Source organism: Streptomyces sp. KPB2, assembly GCF_003950055.1.
Lineage (GTDB): Bacteria > Actinomycetota > Actinomycetes > Streptomycetales > Streptomycetaceae > Streptomyces > Streptomyces salinarius.
Genome location: NZ_CP034353.1, coordinates 4,480,431 through 4,496,560 on the forward strand (window position 1 = coordinate 4,480,431; position 16,130 = coordinate 4,496,560).

The window sequence follows — 16,130 nt, forward strand, 5'->3', positions numbered from 1 at the left end:
GTCAAGCCCCGAGATATGCCCTGACCTGCGAAAACGCCATTCAGAAGACGCCGTTTCCGTGTTACCCTGGATAGCCACGGAAGGGGTACCTGTCACATGACGTTCAAGGTTGGCGACACCGTGGTCTATCCCCATCACGGGGCCGCGCTGATCGAGGCTATCGAAACTCGCCAGATCAAAGGCGTGGACAAGACCTACTTGGTGCTGAAGGTCGCCCAGGGCGACCTGACGGTACGTGTGCCAGCGGACAATGCGGAGTTCGTCGGCGTGCGTGATGTGGTCGGTCAGGACGGGCTGGACCGGGTCTTCGAGGTGCTGCGCGCGCCGTACGCCGAGGAGCCCACGAACTGGTCGCGTCGTTACAAGGCAAACCTGGAGAAGCTCGCCTCCGGCGACGTCATCAAGGTCGCGGAAGTCGTGCGCGACCTGTGGCGGCGCGAGCGCGAGCGCGGACTCTCCGCAGGTGAGAAGCGCATGCTCGCCAAGGCACGCCAGATCCTGGTGAGCGAGCTGGCCCTCGCGGAGAACACCAACGAGGACAAGGCGGAGGCCCTGCTCGACGAGGTGCTCGCCTCCTGATCCGACGGTCCTGACCCGACCGGATCCGAGGTGAGGCGCAGACCGTCAGCCACTCGGTTCAGCGCACTGAAATGCCGCGGTGCCCGATGACATCCTTGCTGTCGCCGGGCGCTGCGGCATGTTCGTACCCGGGTGCCCGGACACGGTTTACGGCATCCGGACGTCCGGATGCCCATGATCCTCGTACGCTCGTCCCGGGAGGCTCTCCCGGATCCTGGCGTGCCGGGCCCGGGCTGCTGGCTCGACCAGGGTCACGGAAGGGTCCGGTCAAGGCATCGCGCCCGGCACGGTGAGGCCATACCCAAGTAGGTCGAGCACACAAACCTGACAGGAACCGATGTCTGACGAATCGCGTCCCTCGCCCGCCCCGCAGGCCGCCGGCACCCGTACGAACACACCGACCGCCGCCGTGATTCCGGCCGCGGGCCGGGGCGTACGGCTCGGCCCGGGCGCCCCCAAGGCCCTGCGCGCGCTGGGCGGCACGCCCATGCTGATCCACGCGGTACGCGCGATGGCCGCCTCCCGCGCGGTCTCCCTCGTCGTGGTCGTCGCACCGCCCGACGGCGCGGCCGAGGTGAAGAACCTCCTCGACACGCACGCGCTCCCCGAGTGGACGGACTTCCTCGTGGTGCCCGGCGGCGAGACGCGGCAGGAGTCCGTACGGCTCGGCCTGGACGCGCTGCCGCCCGAGTACGACATCGTCCTCGTGCACGACGCGGCCCGGCCGCTCGTACCGGTGGACACGGTGGACGCCGTGATCGAGGCCGTACGGGAGGGCGCGCCCGCCGTGGTGCCGGCCGTGCCGCTCGCCGACACCGTCAAGCAGGTCGAGCCCGCCGCGGCGCCCGGCGAGCCGGAGCCGGTGGTGGCGACGCCCGAGCGGGCGCGGCTGCGCGCGGTGCAGACCCCGCAGGGCTTCGACCGCGCCACGCTGGTGCGGGCCCACGGGACGGTGACCGACGACGTCACCGACGACGCGAGCATGGTCGAGCAGCTGGGGCTCACCGTGGTGGTGGTGCCCGGGCACGAGGAGGCGTTCAAGGTGACGCGTCCGCTGGACCTGGTGCTCGCGGAGGCGGTACTGGCGCGCAGGAGGCTGAACGATGGGTTCTGAGGCATCCGAGGCGGACGTGCAGGTGTTGCTGCCGCAGGTCGGGATCGGTACGGACATCCACGCCTTCGAGGACGGGCGTGAGCTGTGGTGCGCCGGGTTGAAGTGGGAGGGCGAGGGACCCGGGCTCGCCGGGCACTCCGACGCGGACGTCGTCGCGCACGCGGCGTGCAACGCGTTGTTCTCGGCGGCGGGGCTCGGTGACCTCGGGCAGCACTTCGGCACCGGGCGGCCGGAGTGGTCCGGGGCGTCCGGGGTGACGCTGCTGACGGAGGCGGCGCGGATCGTGCGGGAGGCGGGGTTCCGGATCGGGAACGTCGCGGTGCAGGTGGTCGGGGCGCGGCCGAAGATCGGCAAGCGGCGGGAAGAGGCGCAGGAGGTGCTTTCCGCGGCCGCGGGGGCGCCGGTGTCCGTGTCGGGGGCGACGACGGACGGGCTGGGGTTCCCCGGGAGGGGGGAGGGGCTGATGGCGGTGGCCACGGCGTTGGTCGTGCGGGTGCCCTAGCCGGGCGGGGCGCAGCGTGAGAGGTGCCGTCGGGTGACGCGCCGTGCGGGGCTCCGCCCCGCGCCCCGCCAGGGGCTCCGCCCCTGGACCCCGCCTGTGCCCACCCACCACCCGACTCGCGGGGACAAGAAGTCGCCGCAACAACGGGGTACGTGTGCCCTGGGCACTGCCCCGGGCCTACTACCCTGGACTCGTGACTATTCGCCTGTACGACACCAGCGCCCGGCAGATCCGTGACTTCGCCCCCCTCACGCCGGGCTGCGTCTCGATCTACCTGTGCGGTGCCACCGTGCAGGCCGCCCCGCACATCGGGCACGTCCGGTCCGGGCTGAACTTCGACATCATGCGCCGCTGGTTCGCCTACCGCGGCTACGACGTCACGTTCGTCCGCAACGTCACCGACATCGACGACAAGATCATCTGGAAGGCGGCCGAGCAGAACCGCCCCTGGTGGTCGATCGGGTACGAGAACGAGCGGGCGTTCAACGCCGCATACGACGCCCTCGGCTGCCTGCCGCCGACGTACGAGCCCCGCGCCACCGGGCACATCACCGAGATGGTCGAGATGATGCGCGGCCTCATCGAACGCGGGCACGCCTACGAGGCCGAGGGCAACGTCTACTTCGACGTACGGTCCCTGCCGGGCTACCTGTCCCTGTCCAACCAGGACCTCGACGAGCTGCGCCAGCCCGCCGGGGAGGGCGAGACCGGCAAGCGGGACCCGCGCGACTTCGCCATGTGGAAGGCGGCCAAGCCCGGGGAGCCGAGCTGGGAGACGCCCTGGGGGCGGGGGCGGCCCGGCTGGCACCTGGAGTGCTCCGCGATGGCGCACAAGTACCTGGGCGAGGAGTTCGACGTCCACGGGGGCGGGATCGACCTGATCTTCCCGCACCACGAGAACGAGATCGCCCAGGCCAAGGGGTTCGGCGACGCCTTCGCCCGGTACTGGGTGCACAACGCGTGGGTCACCATGAGCGGCGAGAAGATGTCCAAGTCGCTCGGCAACAGCGTGCTCGTGAGCGAGATGGTCAAGCACTGGCGCCCGGTCGTGCTGCGGTACTACCTCGGCACCCCGCACTACCGCTCCACCATCGAGTACAGCGAGGAGTCCCTGCGCGAGGCCGAGTCGGCGTACGCGCGGATCGAGGGCTTCGTGCAGCGCGTCACCGAGCTGGCCGGCCACGCCGTCGAGCCCGCCGCCGAGGTGCCGCCCGCCTTCGCCGAGGCGATGGACGACGACCTGGGCGTCCCGCAGGCGCTCGCGATCGTGCACACCACCGTCCGGCAGGGCAACAGCGCGCTGGCCGCCGACGACAAGGAGGCCGCCGTCGGCCGCCTCGCCGAGGTGCGGGCCATGCTCGGCGTGCTCGGGCTCGACCCGCTGGACGCGCAGTGGGCGGGGGAGCAGGAGCAGGGCGAGGACCTGCGGCACGTCGTCGACAGCCTCGTACGGCTCGTGCTCGACCAGCGCGAGTCCGCGCGGGCGCGCAAGGACTGGGCCACGGCCGACGCCATCCGCGACCAGCTCGGGCAGTCCGGGCTGGTCATCGAGGACGGCCCGCAGGGTCCCCGCTGGAGCCTCGGCTCCCGCTGACCCGACTCCGCAGTCACAGATCGACTCGTAGATCGATTGTGCCGCCCGGCCCTCCGGGCGGCACACTGCATAAGACGCACGTACGACACACACCCCCCCCGAAGACACCGAGAGCGGAGACAGGTAACTCATGGCCGCGAACAACCGCCGCATGTCCGGCAAGAAGGGCGCGCAGGTCGGCAGCGGTGGCAAGCGACGCCGTGGCCTGGAAGGCAAGGGGCCGACGCCCCCCGCCGAGATGCGCAAGGGGCACGCCAAGCAGCGCGCCGCCAACGCCAAGGCGCGCCGCGCCACGGGCCGCCCGCAGCAGCGGCGCGGCGGCGGCCGGTCGACGTCCGAGCTGGTCGTCGGCCGCAACCCGGTCGTCGAGGCACTGCGCGAGGGCGTGCCCGCCTCCACGCTCTACGTCCAGCAGTTCATCGACAACGACGAGCGGGTGCGCGAGGCGCTGCAGCTCGCCGCCGACCGCGGCGGGATCAACCTCATGGAGGCGCCGCGTCCCGAGCTGGACCGGATGACCAACGGGCTGAACCACCAGGGGCTCGTGCTCCAGGTGCCGCCGTACGAGTACGCGCACCCCGAGGACCTGGTCGCCGCCGCCCACGACGAGGGCGCGGACCCGCTGATCGTCGCCCTCGACGGTGTGACCGACCCGCGCAACCTCGGCGCGGTCGTCCGCTCCGTCTCCGCCTTCGGCGGCCACGGCGTCGTCGTGCCCGAGCGGCGCGCGGCCGGCATGACGGCGGGCGCGTGGAAGACGTCCGCCGGTACGGCCGCCCGTACGCCGGTGGCCCGCGCGACCAACCTCACCCGGGCGCTGGAGCAGTACCAGAAGGCCGGTGTCACGGTCGTCGGCCTCGCCGCCGACGGCGAGTCCGAACTCGGCGACCTGGAGGCCCTGGACGGCCCGGTCGTCATCGTCGTCGGCAGCGAGGGCAAGGGCCTGTCCCGACTCGTCGGCGAGACCTGCGACTTCCGGGTGCGGATCCCGATGCCGGGCGGTGCCGAGTCCCTCAACGCCGGTGTGGCGGCGGGGATCGTGCTGTACGAGGCGGCGCGTCGGCGGGGCTGACCCGAGCGGGGGGAGCGGTGCCCGCCGGTCGGAGGCCGGCGCAGCCGTGCGAAGCCGCGCAGCGTGCGAGTGCGGCAGAGGGAGGGGTCGCCGGCGTGGCGGCGGGGATCGTGCTGTACGAGGCGGCGCGTCGGCGCTCCTGAACGGGTGTTCGCCGGATAGCTCAAACGGGGTGTTCGAGGCTGTCCGGACATGCTTGACGCGGTCCGGACAGATCGGGGCGGTCAAGGCAGTGTCCTAACGACACATCACTCGGTTAGATGAGTGTGGACACCAGAACACCCCGCACACCCACGGGGGACCGCTCGTCGGGATACGACGACGCTCCCGCGCTGAGCATGGTGAAGGTGCCGAGCGATCCGGCCCAGGTCATCGTCAACCACGCGAGTTTCCGCGTGCAGTTCGGTGCCTCCGCCAGGCGGACCCAGTCCCCGCGGATCGCGCGGCACCTGAGCGCCACCCAGAACACCGCCCGCATGCCCGCCGCCCCGGCCGCGGGCCGCCGCCGCGCCGTCGTGTGGAGCGGGCGCTCCGACCCGGACGACACCGGCGCCCACCGGCTGCTCCAGGCGGTGCGCGCGGGAGCCGGTCACCACGCCGACGACCCGGCCGCCGACCTCTCCGCCGACGCCGGAGCCACCCAGGTCATCCCCCGGGTCGGCCTCGACGGCGACCCCCTCGACTACGACGACGGCCCCGCCACCGAACCGCTCGAGGCCCCCCTCGTCGGCGCCCAGCGCGGCCCCGTCCCCGAGGGCACCCGGCTGCTGCCCGCCATGCGCACCGTCGGCAGCGCCTACGACGAACCCGCCTACGACACCCTGGACTTCGGGACCGGACCCGGCGGGCCCGGACCCGACGGCTACGTCGACCACGACGACCCGGAGCAGGGCGAGCCCCGCAGCAGGCGCCGCACCGACGACCCGGCGCGCCACGCCTACTTCCCCGGCCGCCGCATGAACCTCGGCGTCGTCCTGCTGCCCCTGCGCGTCTTCCTCGGCTTCATCTCCATCTACGCCGGCATGGGCAAGCTCTGCGACCCCGTCTACTTCGACGGCGGCGAACGCGGCTCCATGGTCAAGTGGCTCAACACCCTGCACCCCTGGGACGTCGCCGAGCCGCTGCGCCAGTTCGCCCTCGCCCACCCCGTGGGCGCCGGGCTGGTCATCGCCTTCCTCCAGGTGCTGGTGGGCGTCCTGACCGTCCTCGGCTGCTGGCAGCGCGTGGCCGCCGTCATCGGCGCCGGCCTGTCCGCCGCGCTCCTCGTCACCGTCAGCTGGAAGAGCGTCCCGGTCTACGACGCGCCCGACATCATCTACCTCGCCGCCTGGTCCCCGCTGATCATCGCCGGGGCACCCGTCTACTCCGTGGACGGCAGGCTCGCGAGCAGCGCCTGGCGCCGGCTCGGCCCCCACTCCGACATCTGGGACCTGCGCCGCTACGTCCTGCGCCGCGGCGCCCTGATCACCTTCCTCGTCGCCGGGATCACCCTCCTGGTCGGCTCCGTCCTCGGCGGCGCCGTCCGGGACGCCGACCGCGTGGTCGTCCCCGGGCCCGGCGAGGCCCCGCGCAACGAACTGCCCGGCTCGCCGCTCCCGCAGGAGCCCGGCACGCGCGGGCCGAAGACCTCGTCCCCGGAGGCCTCCGCCTCGCCCACCCAGGGTGCGACCGGCGGCGCGTCGGCCCCGGCGAAGGACGGCGCGAGCACGCCGGGAGCGACCCGCGACAGCAGCGGCACCGCCACCGGCGGCGGCACGCCCAGCCAGACCCAGGGCACCACGGGCCAGGCCCCGCCCCGGCAGTCCTCCCCGGCCGGCCAGGCGCCGAGCACCACGGCGGGACCGACGTCCGGCGGCACCTCGACCGGCGGCAGCGGCGGAGGCGGCTCCACCGGCGGCACCGGGAGCGGTGAGGACGGCGGCTCGTCGTCCACGGGAGAGCCCGGCGGACGCCTCGTGGGCGGCCTCCTGGGCTGACCGGCGTCAGGTCACCCGTACCACGGAGCAGGGCCCCGCACAGCGCGTGCGGGGCCCTGCTGCCGTGCCGTCTGTCTCTACGTGTGTACGGCGCTCAGCGGCCGCTCAGGGCCGCCAGCTCCCTGGCCGCCTCGGTCAGGTCCTTCGCGGTGTCGATCGCGCGCCAGTAGGAGCCCTGGGGGATCGGGAAGCCGGCCAGGCGGCGTTCGCGGGCCAGCCGGGGGAAGGTGGTGCGCTCGTGGTCGCCGCGCTCCGGGAGCATGGCGGCGAACTCCGGCGAGAAGACGTACACGCCCGCGTTGATCTCGAACGTCGACGGCGGCGCCTCGATGAAGTCGGTGATGTGGCCGAAGCCGTCCGTCTGCACGGCGCCCCACGGCAGCCGCGGACGCGCCAGGGCGAGGGTCGCGACGGCGTCCCGCTCGGCGTGGAAGTCGGCCATGTCGCGCAGCGAGAAACGGGTCCAGATGTCGCCGTTGGTCGCGTACCAGGGCCGGTCGGGGTGCGGGAGGTGGGCGGCGGCGTACTTGAGGCCGCCGCCGCGGCCCAGCGGCTCGGTCTCCACGACGGTCGTGACGGAGAGCGGCAGATCGGCGCCCTCCAGCCACTTCTGCAGCACCTCGGCCAGATGACCGCAGGAGACCACGACGTCGGTGACGCCCTCCTCGGCGAGCCAGGCGAGCTGATGGCCGATGATCGGCGTCCCGGTGCCCGGGATCTCGACCATCGGCTTGGGCCGGTCGTCGGTGTAGGGGCGCAGCCGGGAACCCTGCCCGCCGGCCAGGACGACGGCTTGAACGGGGCGACGGGACGCGGCGTTCGGATCGGTCATGCCCGAACTGTACGCGGCGCCCCGGCGGCCCCCGCAGGGCACTCAGCCGTGCGCGGCCAGGACGCCCGAGGCGAAGGCGGTGTCGCAGACGGGGCGGGCGTACGACTGGGCGCGCGTCGGGCCGTACGCCTTCACCGCGGCGCGGCCCAGCGCGCGGGCGATGGTCGCGCAGTGGTCGGCCAGCGAGGGGCGCTCGTTCACCGCCTGCTGGAGGTGGGTCAGCGCGACGCCCGGGTCCTCCTCCTGCAGCTCGGTCAGCAGCCGGTCGCGCAGCACCTCGTGCGGGGCGCGGGCGGCGGAGGCCTTGGACGACGACGCCTCGGACGCTGCGAGCACCGAGTCCGAGGGATCCCCGGACCAGTCGACGCGGGTGACCGCGAGAGTCCCGGAGAGCACCAGGACGACGGGCAGGACGAAGGCGAGAGAGCGGCCGATCCGGCGGGCGGGGCCCCGGCCGCGTCGCGTCTGTCGGGTGGTGGAGTGCTTCACGGAGTGCTTCACGCGAGTGAGGGTAGCGCCCGGTAATGATTTGGCGACATTTAGTCACCCCATCGGGGGATGAACGACGGGCACGAACCGGATAAGAGGTTGACGAACACCGGTCGAAATGTCGGGTGTGCCGGGGTATTTGTCGACAACGGGAAGAGCCCCGCAGCAGGCCGCGGGGCTCTTTTCGTCAACGCGGGTGAAATCACCCGGTCGCGTGGTTTCTCAGTCGGTGAGGCGCTCGCCCGTGGAGGACGAGAACACGTGCGTCTCGCCCGGACGCGGCACCACGTGGACGGTCGTGCCCTTCTCCGGCACCGCACGGCTGCTGACGCGGACCACGAGGTCCTTCGTCTCGCCGCCGACCTCGACCGTGCCGTAGATGTAGCCGTCGGCGCCGGTCTCCTCCACGACGTTCACCGAGACCGCGAGGCCGGCCGGGGCGTCCGCCGAGTCCTTCGACAGGGTCTTGGACGCGCCGCCGTTCAGCTCCACCACGTCGAAGTGCTCCGGACGCACACCGACGGTCACCGTGCGGTCGCCCTTGTCGGCGGCGGCCTTCAGGGCGTCGCGGTTGACCGGGACGACGCTGTTGCCGAACTTCACGCCGCCGTCGGTGATCGGGACCTCGACCAGGTTCATGGCCGGGGAACCGATGAAGCCGGCGACGAAGAGGTTCGCGGGCTTGTCGTACATGTTCCGCGGGGTGTCGACCTGCTGGAGCAGACCGTCCTTGAGGACCGCCACGCGGTCGCCCATCGTCATGGCCTCGACCTGGTCGTGGGTGACGTAGACGGTGGTGATGCCCAGGCGGCGCTGGAGCGAGGCGATCTGCGTACGGGTGGAGACGCGGAGCTTGGCGTCCAGGTTGGACAGCGGCTCGTCCATGAGGAACACCTGCGGCTCACGCACGATGGCGCGGCCCATCGCCACACGCTGGCGCTGACCACCGGAGAGCGCCTTCGGCTTGCGGTCCAGGTACTCGGTGAGGTCGAGGATCTTCGCGGCCTCCTCGACCTTCTGCCGGATCTCCGCCTTGTTGACGCCGGCGATCTTGAGGGCGAAGCCCATGTTGTCGGCGACCGTCATGTGCGGGTACAGCGCGTAGTTCTGGAACACCATGGCGATGTCCCGGTCCTTCGGCGGCAGGTGCGTCACGTCGCGGTCGCCGATGCGGATGGCGCCGCCGTTGACGTCCTCGAGCCCCGCGAGCATGCGGAGCGAGGTGGACTTGCCGCAACCGGAGGGACCGACCAGGACGAGGAACTCACCGTCCGCGATGTCGATGTCGAGACCGTCGACGGCGGGCTTGGTGGAACCCGGGTACACACGGGTCGCCTTGTCGAACGTAACTGTGGCCATGGTGAATGGGCCCCCTTCTACCGGCAGGAACGTGCCGGACGATCCGTTGTAGGAAGGTGGTGGTGTAGTCCACACGGGTGAAGCTGAGCAGGACGGTACCCGGCGTTCACCTGATCTGTCAGTAGCTGGGAGTCTGTGAATTTCGCCGAAATTTTCGAATCACATCGTTCACCGGCTCTGTGTACAGTGGAGCAGCCTGCGCGCGCCCGCCGCGCGCGTGCCTCCTTAGCTCAGCTGGTCAGAGCGCCGCTCTTGTAAAGCGAAGGTCGTCGGTTCGAATCCGACAGGGGGCTTTGCAGCGACAGGGCAACGCCCCCGCGATCTCGGATCGCGGGGGCGTTGTCGGTGGTGCCGGTTACTTGCCCTCCGGGAGCGGTTCCGCCTCGCAGACCGTGCCGGGGTCCGGAAGCCTGCCGTCGAGCAGGTACGCGTTGACGGCGTTCTGGACGCAGGTGTTGCCGCTGTCGTAGGCGCCGTGGCCCTCGCCCTCGTAGGTCAGTTCCACGCCCACCTTCTCGCCGAGGCGTTCCGCCATGCGGGCGGCGCCTTCGTACGGGGTGGCGGGGTCGCCGGTGTTGCCGACGAGGAGGACGGGGGATGCGCCGGGGGCGCCGACCTCGGGGTGCGGGGCGGCGCCGGGGACGGGCCAGCCGTCGCAGGTGAGGGCCGACCAGGCGAGTCCGGGGCCGAAGAGGGGGGAGGCTTCGAGGAAGTCGGGGAGGCGGGACTGCACGTCGGCGACGGTGTAGCGGTTGCTGGAGTCGTCGCAGGTGATGGCCCGGAAGGCGTCGTCCTCGTTGCTTTCGTCCGGGTCGGCGTCGTCGGCGTCGTCGTCGGGGTCGCCGCCCCTGCCGTGCTGGCCGAGGGCTTCGGCGAGGTCCTCCAGGACCTCACCGTTGTCGTCGGTGACCGCTTCCAGGCCCACGCGGAGGGCGGGCCAGTAGTCCTGGCGGTAGAGGGCGCCGCTGATGGCGTCGATGAGGGCGTCGCCGTCGACTTCGCCGCCGCCGGGGGTGGCGAGCGGGGCGTCGTCGAGGGCTTCCTCGAGGCCGACGGTGAGGTCGACGATGTCCTCGGCGTCGTCGCCGAGCGTGCAGCCCTGCTGGGCGCACCAGTTGGCGAAGTGTTCGAAGGCGAGCTGGAAGCCGCCGGCCTGGGCGAGGGCTTCCTCCATGGCGTCCTGGGTGGGGTCGACGACGCCGTCGAGCACGGCACGGCCGACGTGTTCCGGGAACAAGTGGGCGTAGACGCCGCCGAGTTCGGTTCCGTAGGAGATGCCGAAGTAGTGAAGCTTGTCGTCCCCGAGGACCTGGCGCAGCAGGTCCATGTCCTGGGCGGCCTGGGTGGTGCCGACGTAGGGGAGGACGTCCCCGGAGTTCTTCTTGCAGGCGGCCGCCGTTTCCCGGTTGAACCGGACGAGGGCGTTGGTCTCGTCGCCGCCGTCGTCGGGCGTCTGGTCGATCTCGTCCTCGTCGGGGAGGCCGGCGTCGAGGCAGCGCACGCCGCTGCTGGCGCCGACGCCGCGCGGGTCGAAGCTGACGAGGTCGTAGCGGGTGCGGAGCTTCTCGTAGTCCGGGGCGAGCCCGGGGAGGGTGGCGACGCCGGAGCCGCCGGGGCCGCCGAAGTTGAAGAGCAGGGAGCCGATCCGGTCGTCCGGGGTGCCGCTGGTGCGGGCGCGGATGAGCGCGAGGTCGATGGTCTCGCCGGAGGGGTCTTTCCAGTTCAACGGCGTACGCAGGGTGGCGCACTGCCACCGGGTGCCGTCGGGAAGCGCCGCGGGGGCCTCGCCGCCGCCCTGGAGGGGGGAGGGGGCGGCGCAGGGTTTCCAGTCCAGGGACTGGGTGCGGAGGTTGGTCAGGGCCTGTGCGTCGGTCGTGGTGCCGCCGGTGCCGCGTTGCCGGTCGCGTTCCTGGTCCGAGGGCGCGCAGGCCGTCAGGGAGGAGGCGAGCAGGGTGGCCGTGGACAGCAGGACGGCGGTGGATATCGCTCGTGCTGTGGGCATGGCCTCAGCCTCTGGCGGCCGGGCGGGGGACGCATGGTGTGGCGTCCGTTCGGGTGGGGCTGGGGCTCTTCTCGGGTGGGCGCGGGGCCCCGCCGGTTTCGGATCGTCGTGGGTGGCGGGGCCCCTGCCCGGGTCAGGAGGAGCGGTTGGCGCTGGAGGGGCCGAAGAACTCGATCTCGGCGATCGCCACCTGCTTGTCGGCGGAAGCGGCGTGGGCGGACTCGATGGTGAAGCGGACCTTGGTGACCTCGCCGACGCGGAACGGGCGTCGCTGTCCGCCGGCCCCCTGGTCGAGGGTGAGGTCGCGGGTCTTGATCGAGCCGTCCTTCATGGTGATCGTCGCCTTGATGCGGTGCGGCAGGGCCGACTCCTGCAGCTTGTTGGCGCGGGAGGAGACGCCAGGGGTGATGATCACGTCGAGCAGGCGGGTCGGCTCGGTGAAGGTGGCCTCGACCCATTCGCCCTGGCCGGACTCCGAGATGCCCGGGCCCCACCAGGTGTTGCTCAGCTTGTCGATGAGGAGCTTCGGGTCGTGGCCGGGGAAGGAGTGCGAGGCCTTGATCCCGTCGGGGGCGACGGGGGCGCGCTTGGCGAAGTGGTCGCGGGTGTTGTCGATGCCCTCGGGGATGTACATGAAGCCGAGGACGGCCAGGGTGGCCACGACGGCGACCGTGATCCAGGTGCCGATGCGGTCGAAGACGCGGCGCAGACGGGGGCGGTCACCGGCCCAGGGGGTTTCCCGGCGGCGTCCCCCGAAGAGCCGGCGCCACCAGGGGGCGCGCGTGGTGGCCTGGTCGCCGCCCGCGACCAGGGGCATGGCGCAGCGGGCGCAGTAGTGGCGGTCGGGACGGTTGGGGGTGGAGCACCAGGGGCAGGGCGGGCCGTTGGCGATGTCCGGCTGGTGGCCGGGGGCGCGGACCTGGGGGCGGTCGGCGTCGGGGCGGCCGGGCAGCACGGGGGCGACGGCCGGCGGAGGCGTGGGGGCCGGGGCCTCGGGGTCGGCGACGGGGACGAGGAGGGAACGGGCCCGGTCGGACATGGTGTCGCTGAGGGCCGCCGGGGCGGGTGCCGCGGGGGCGGCCGCCGCGGCGGGCACCGGGGCGGTGGGGGCCGTCTCGTCGGGCGCGGGGTCGCGGTTCTGGGCGGTGCCCGGCGAACCGGCCTCACCTGCCCGGCCCGCGTCGCCCGCCGTCTCGTCGACGGCCGGGGTGCCCTCCGGGCCTTCCGCGCGGCGCTGCCGGGGCAGGGTCGGGTCGTCGCCGATGGCATCCGGGGACGGTTCGACCGTGCCGTCGGAAGCCGAAGCCGAAGCCGAAACCGAAGCCGAACCCGACGCCGAACCCGAAGCGGGCGCAGAGGCGGCAGCGGAGGCAGCCGCGGGTGCCGGTGTCGTGGCCGGGCGGTCGGTGCGGGCCGGGGGTACGCCCGCGCCGGCGAAGGCGTCGAAGGCGGGGGCGGGGGCGGGGCTCTGGTCGGACTTGGCGACCGCGGGCTGGGCGTTGCGGGCGGCGCCGGTCTGCTCCCAGCTGAGTACGGCGCCGCACGCGTCGCAGAAGGACTGGCCCGGTTCCGCGCGGGTTCCGCACTCGGCGCAGTTCTGCGTGGTCATCTCTCCGGGGTCCTTTCGGAGGCGGTCACTTCGACCGTGTAGGGCATGTGGGCGGGGCGGGCGGCGGCGACGAGGGCGTCCAGGCGGTGGGTGTCGGCCGGTTTCGGGTCGGGCAGCCGGAGGGCGACGTGCAGGTGGGGGCGGGGCCGGCCGGGGAACGGGCCGAGCGGGCGGGCGTTCCACTGGGCGCCGCCGCTCTCGGTGATCTCCGGTTCGACGCCGAAGGCCAGCCGTACGGCTTCGGCGAGCCCCTGCCGGGTGCCGCGTACGCGGTGCAGCCGGGCGGCGGCGGCGACGGCGGCGCGCAGCCGCGCCTCGGGTTCGGTGCCGTCGGTCTCGGCGCCGACCCAGGTGCCGAGCCACTGGGCGAAGTCGGCCGGGGTGAGGGCGGGGTCGAAGTAGGTGTCGAGGCAGTCCAGGACGCTGAGGATGGGGGCGAGGACGTCGTCGAGTCCGCCGACGAAACGCAGGGCGAGGTCGTCGTCGGCGAAGACGGCGGGCAGCATCGAGGCGATGGGCAGGGAGGAGCCGAGTCCGTCGACGGAGCCTCGCCGGGAGGCGGGGGCGGCCGTCATGCGCCGTCGCCGATCACGCGGACCCGGTGGTCGTAGGAGAAGACCAGGGCGGGGGCTTCGAGGTCGATGCGGTCGGTGGGGTCGCCGCGCTTGCCGGTGAGGGGGTCGGCGGGGTGCAGGACGACCTCGTCGACGAGCTCGACGCCGGGCACGCGCTGGAGGACGGCGAAGACCTCGCCGGCCTGCACGGGGCGCCCGAAGGGCCAGCCCCTGCCGTCGGCGCCGCCGGTGAGCGGGTCGAGGTGGCGATAGAGGGCGTCGTGGGTCTGGCGGCGTACGCGGTCGGCGTCGACGTCGCGGAAGGCGTGGACGGTGGCGACGACGGTGACGCCCTGGTAGTAGGGCGGTCCGACGGAGAGGCGGGTGCCGATGAGGCGGCGTTCGTCGAGGTGGCGGGTGATGCGGCCGAGGAGGGCGTCGCCGGGGACGAGTTGTTCGAAGCGGAGGCGGCCACCGGGGTCGGGGACGGCCTGGGGGACGACGAGGACGCGGACGGCGTGGGCGCCGTATTCGTTCTCCTCCCCCTCCAGGCAGGTGATGCGGGCGGTTTCCGGGGCGGCGCGGCGGGCGAGCTCCTCGTAGTCGCGCAGGGTGACGGCGCGCTCCTGCGCGCGCAGGGTGATCGGCGCGCGGAGCTTGGCCTCCTCGACGGTCTCGCCGTCGACGCCGCCGCGGGCGGCCTCGCGGTTGACGACCTCGGAGACGTACGGGATGGAGGTGCGCAGCACCTGTACGGCGCCGCGGGCGACGTTGCCGGCCCTGCCCCCGCCGGTGCGGTAGCGGCGGGCGCGGATGACGGCGCCCTTGGGCGGGACGGTGCCGTACTGGCGCAGGGTGCCGTCGGCCTCGCGGACGGCGGGGCCGAAGGCGATCTCGCCGGTGGCGGCGTCGAGGGTGATGTGGTGGTCGTCGGGGCGGGAGCCGGCGAAGTGGGGGACGACCTGCCAGTCCTGCCAGCCGTCGTCGGCGGCGGTCTGGAGCAGGACGGGCGGGTCGTCGGCGACGACGGGGGCGTGTTCGAGCCGGATGCGCTGCCCGGGGAGGCCGGTGGACTCGCCGAGGGCCTCGTCGTACACGGTCTCGGCGTGGACGGTGCCGGTGGTGCCGCCGATGGTGTAGGCCTCGGCCGAGCGGATGGTCGGTGAGGCGGTGTAGAAGGGCTGGCCGGGCAGGGGGTCGGTGACCCGGCAGCGGATCCAGCCGGCCTCGTGGCCGCCGTTGCGGGACAGCACGTGGCCGCCGGGCACGTGGAGGACGATGTCGCCGGGGCGGTTGAGGCCGCCGGTGCCGTCGCGGTCGACGTCGCAGGGCTGCCAGCCGTCCTCGGTCCAGGCCTCCCACACCAGGGGCGGCTGGCGGGGGTCGACACCGACGCCGTCGACGCGGCTGTCGAGTTCGAGGGCGAGCGCGCAGTGCGGGACGGCGTTGGTGAGGCCGATGAGCATGCAGTCGCCGGGGGCGGGCGCCTCGGCGAAGCACATCAGGTCCTTGCCCTCGGCGAGGTCGGTCGTGCGGTCGGTGACGGCTTCGCCGCTGTGCTGCACCACCAGACGGCCGAGGGCGCACGGCACGACGGTGAGGTCGCCGGTGGTGGTGAAGACGACGGCCTCGTCGCGTTCGGTGCGCAGGGTGGCGACCTCGGTGCCGACGGGGACCAGGATGGCGTCCTCCTGCGGCGCGGACAGCCAGAAGGTGACGTCCGTGCGGGCGGCGGACGGCGGGAACAGGGTGATGCCGACCAGGTCGAGGAAGGCGAGGTGGTTCTTCTCCGGCACCCGGTTGAGGCGGTAGACGATCTGGTCGGCCATGTGGGCGACGGTCTCGACGAGGGTGACGCCGGGGTCGGAGACGTTGTGGTCGGTCCACTCCGGGGCGCGCTGCTGGATGTAGCGCTTGGCGTCGTCGACGAACTGCTGGAAGCGGCGGTCGTCGAGGTTCGGGGAGGGCAGGGACATCAGCGATCGCTTTCGGGAGAGCCCGGGAGGCCCGCGGGGCCGGTCCCGCCGTCGGGGAGGTCCGGCTCGTCGTGGGAGGGGATGACGTAGAAGGGGAAGACGAGGCTGCGCGGGTTGTTGGTGCCGCGGATGGAGTAGCGCACGTCGATGTGGAGGACGCTCTGGTCCTCGCCGGCCGTGACGTCGACCTCGTGGACCTCGATGCGCGGCTCCCAGCGGTCCAGGCTGGTGTACACCTCGTGCTGGATGCGGCCGGCGGTCTGCTCGTTGACCGGCGCGAAGACGAGGTCGTGGATGGCGCAGCCGAACTCGGGACGCATCGGCCGCTCGCCGGGGGCGGTGGCGAGGACGAGCTGCATGGCCTCCTCGATCTCCCGCTCGCCGCTGACGAGGGCGATGCCGCCAGTGGGCCCGATGCGCAGGGGGAACGACCAGCCGGAGCCGACGAACTGTTCGGCCATCAGGGGGCCTC

14 protein-coding genes and 1 tRNA gene are annotated in these 16,130 nt (G+C 72.8%); 7 read left to right on the top strand and 8 right to left on the bottom strand.

The window, feature by feature from the left end:
• Window positions 1-96 precede the first annotated feature (96 nt).
• The 6 genes from D1J63_RS20080 to D1J63_RS20110 all read left to right on the top strand — a co-directional run bounded on the left by D1J63_RS20080 (window position 97) and on the right by D1J63_RS20110 (window position 6,837).
• Window positions 97-579, top strand: coding sequence for a CarD family transcriptional regulator (locus tag D1J63_RS20080; RefSeq protein ID WP_003953493.1), 483 nt, complete (start codon window positions 97-99; stop codon window positions 577-579).
• A 337-nt stretch (window positions 580-916) separates the two neighbouring features.
• Window positions 917-1,693 carry a 2-C-methyl-D-erythritol 4-phosphate cytidylyltransferase gene (gene ispD, locus D1J63_RS20090; RefSeq protein WP_102928106.1) on the top strand — a complete coding sequence of 259 codons (777 nt, stop codon included), beginning with the start codon at window positions 917-919 and terminating at the stop codon, window positions 1,691-1,693.
• Entirely contained in the window at window positions 1,683-2,195 is a 513-nt protein-coding gene (ispF, locus tag D1J63_RS20095) for a 2-C-methyl-D-erythritol 2,4-cyclodiphosphate synthase (protein ID WP_125630483.1), read from the top strand. The genes ispD and ispF overlap by 11 nt, the downstream gene beginning before the upstream one ends.
• Window positions 2,196-2,388: 193 nt before the next feature.
• A complete protein-coding gene (cysS, locus tag D1J63_RS20100; protein ID WP_125630485.1) occupies window positions 2,389-3,789 on the top strand; it encodes a cysteine--tRNA ligase in 1,401 nt (466 codons plus the stop codon).
• Window positions 3,790-3,919: 130 nt separating this feature from the next.
• Complete coding sequence (gene rlmB, locus D1J63_RS20105; protein ID WP_102928103.1) at window positions 3,920-4,861, top strand: 23S rRNA (guanosine(2251)-2'-O)-methyltransferase RlmB; 942 nt, start codon at window positions 3,920-3,922, stop codon at window positions 4,859-4,861.
• A 260-nt stretch (window positions 4,862-5,121) separates the two neighbouring features.
• Window positions 5,122-6,837, top strand: a complete 1,716-nt coding sequence (locus tag D1J63_RS20110) for a DoxX family protein (protein WP_164712900.1) — start codon at window positions 5,122-5,124, stop codon at window positions 6,835-6,837.
• Window positions 6,838-6,931: 94 nt separating this feature from the next.
• On the opposite strand, the gene D1J63_RS20115 is transcribed toward D1J63_RS20110, so the two are convergent.
• The 3 genes from D1J63_RS20115 to msiK all read right to left on the bottom strand — a co-directional run bounded on the left by D1J63_RS20115 (window position 6,932) and on the right by msiK (window position 9,517).
• A complete protein-coding gene (locus tag D1J63_RS20115; protein WP_125630487.1) occupies window positions 6,932-7,669 on the bottom strand; it encodes a nucleotidyltransferase family protein in 738 nt (245 codons plus the stop codon).
• A 42-nt stretch (window positions 7,670-7,711) separates the two neighbouring features.
• Window positions 7,712-8,158: a hypothetical protein gene (locus D1J63_RS20120; protein WP_125635628.1), complete on the bottom strand. Its 447-nt coding sequence runs from the start codon at window positions 8,156-8,158 to the stop codon at window positions 7,712-7,714.
• 222 nt (window positions 8,159-8,380) lie between these two features.
• Window positions 8,381-9,517, bottom strand: coding sequence for a diacetylchitobiose ABC transporter ATP-binding protein MsiK (msiK, locus tag D1J63_RS20125; protein WP_102931070.1), 1,137 nt, complete (start codon window positions 9,515-9,517; stop codon window positions 8,381-8,383).
• A gap of 219 nt (window positions 9,518-9,736) precedes the next feature.
• Here msiK and D1J63_RS20130 point away from each other — a divergent pair.
• Window positions 9,737-9,810, top strand: a tRNA-Thr gene (locus tag D1J63_RS20130).
• A gap of 62 nt (window positions 9,811-9,872) precedes the next feature.
• Here the strand turns inward: D1J63_RS20130 and D1J63_RS20135 are convergent.
• The 5 genes from D1J63_RS20135 to D1J63_RS20155 form a co-directional block, all read right to left on the bottom strand.
• On the bottom strand, window positions 9,873-11,519 hold the full coding sequence (locus D1J63_RS20135; protein ID WP_125630489.1) for an alpha/beta hydrolase: 1,647 nt from the start codon (window positions 11,517-11,519) through the stop codon (window positions 9,873-9,875).
• A 133-nt stretch (window positions 11,520-11,652) separates the two neighbouring features.
• Window positions 11,653-13,128 (bottom strand): zinc ribbon domain-containing protein, encoded by a 1,476-nt coding sequence (locus D1J63_RS20140; RefSeq protein WP_125630491.1) that lies wholly within the window; start codon window positions 13,126-13,128, stop codon window positions 11,653-11,655.
• Window positions 13,125-13,703 carry a phage tail protein gene (locus D1J63_RS20145; RefSeq protein WP_102927661.1) on the bottom strand — a complete coding sequence of 193 codons (579 nt, stop codon included), beginning with the start codon at window positions 13,701-13,703 and terminating at the stop codon, window positions 13,125-13,127. Before D1J63_RS20145 ends, D1J63_RS20140 begins: the two co-directional genes overlap by 4 nt.
• Complete coding sequence (locus D1J63_RS20150) at window positions 13,700-15,658, bottom strand: putative baseplate assembly protein (RefSeq protein WP_102927662.1); 1,959 nt, start codon at window positions 15,656-15,658, stop codon at window positions 13,700-13,702. The genes D1J63_RS20145 and D1J63_RS20150 overlap by 4 nt, the downstream gene beginning before the upstream one ends.
• Entirely contained in the window at window positions 15,658-16,119 is a 462-nt protein-coding gene (locus D1J63_RS20155) for a GPW/gp25 family protein (protein WP_125630493.1), read from the bottom strand. The genes D1J63_RS20150 and D1J63_RS20155 overlap by 1 nt, the downstream gene beginning before the upstream one ends.
• Window positions 16,120-16,130 lie beyond the last annotated feature (11 nt).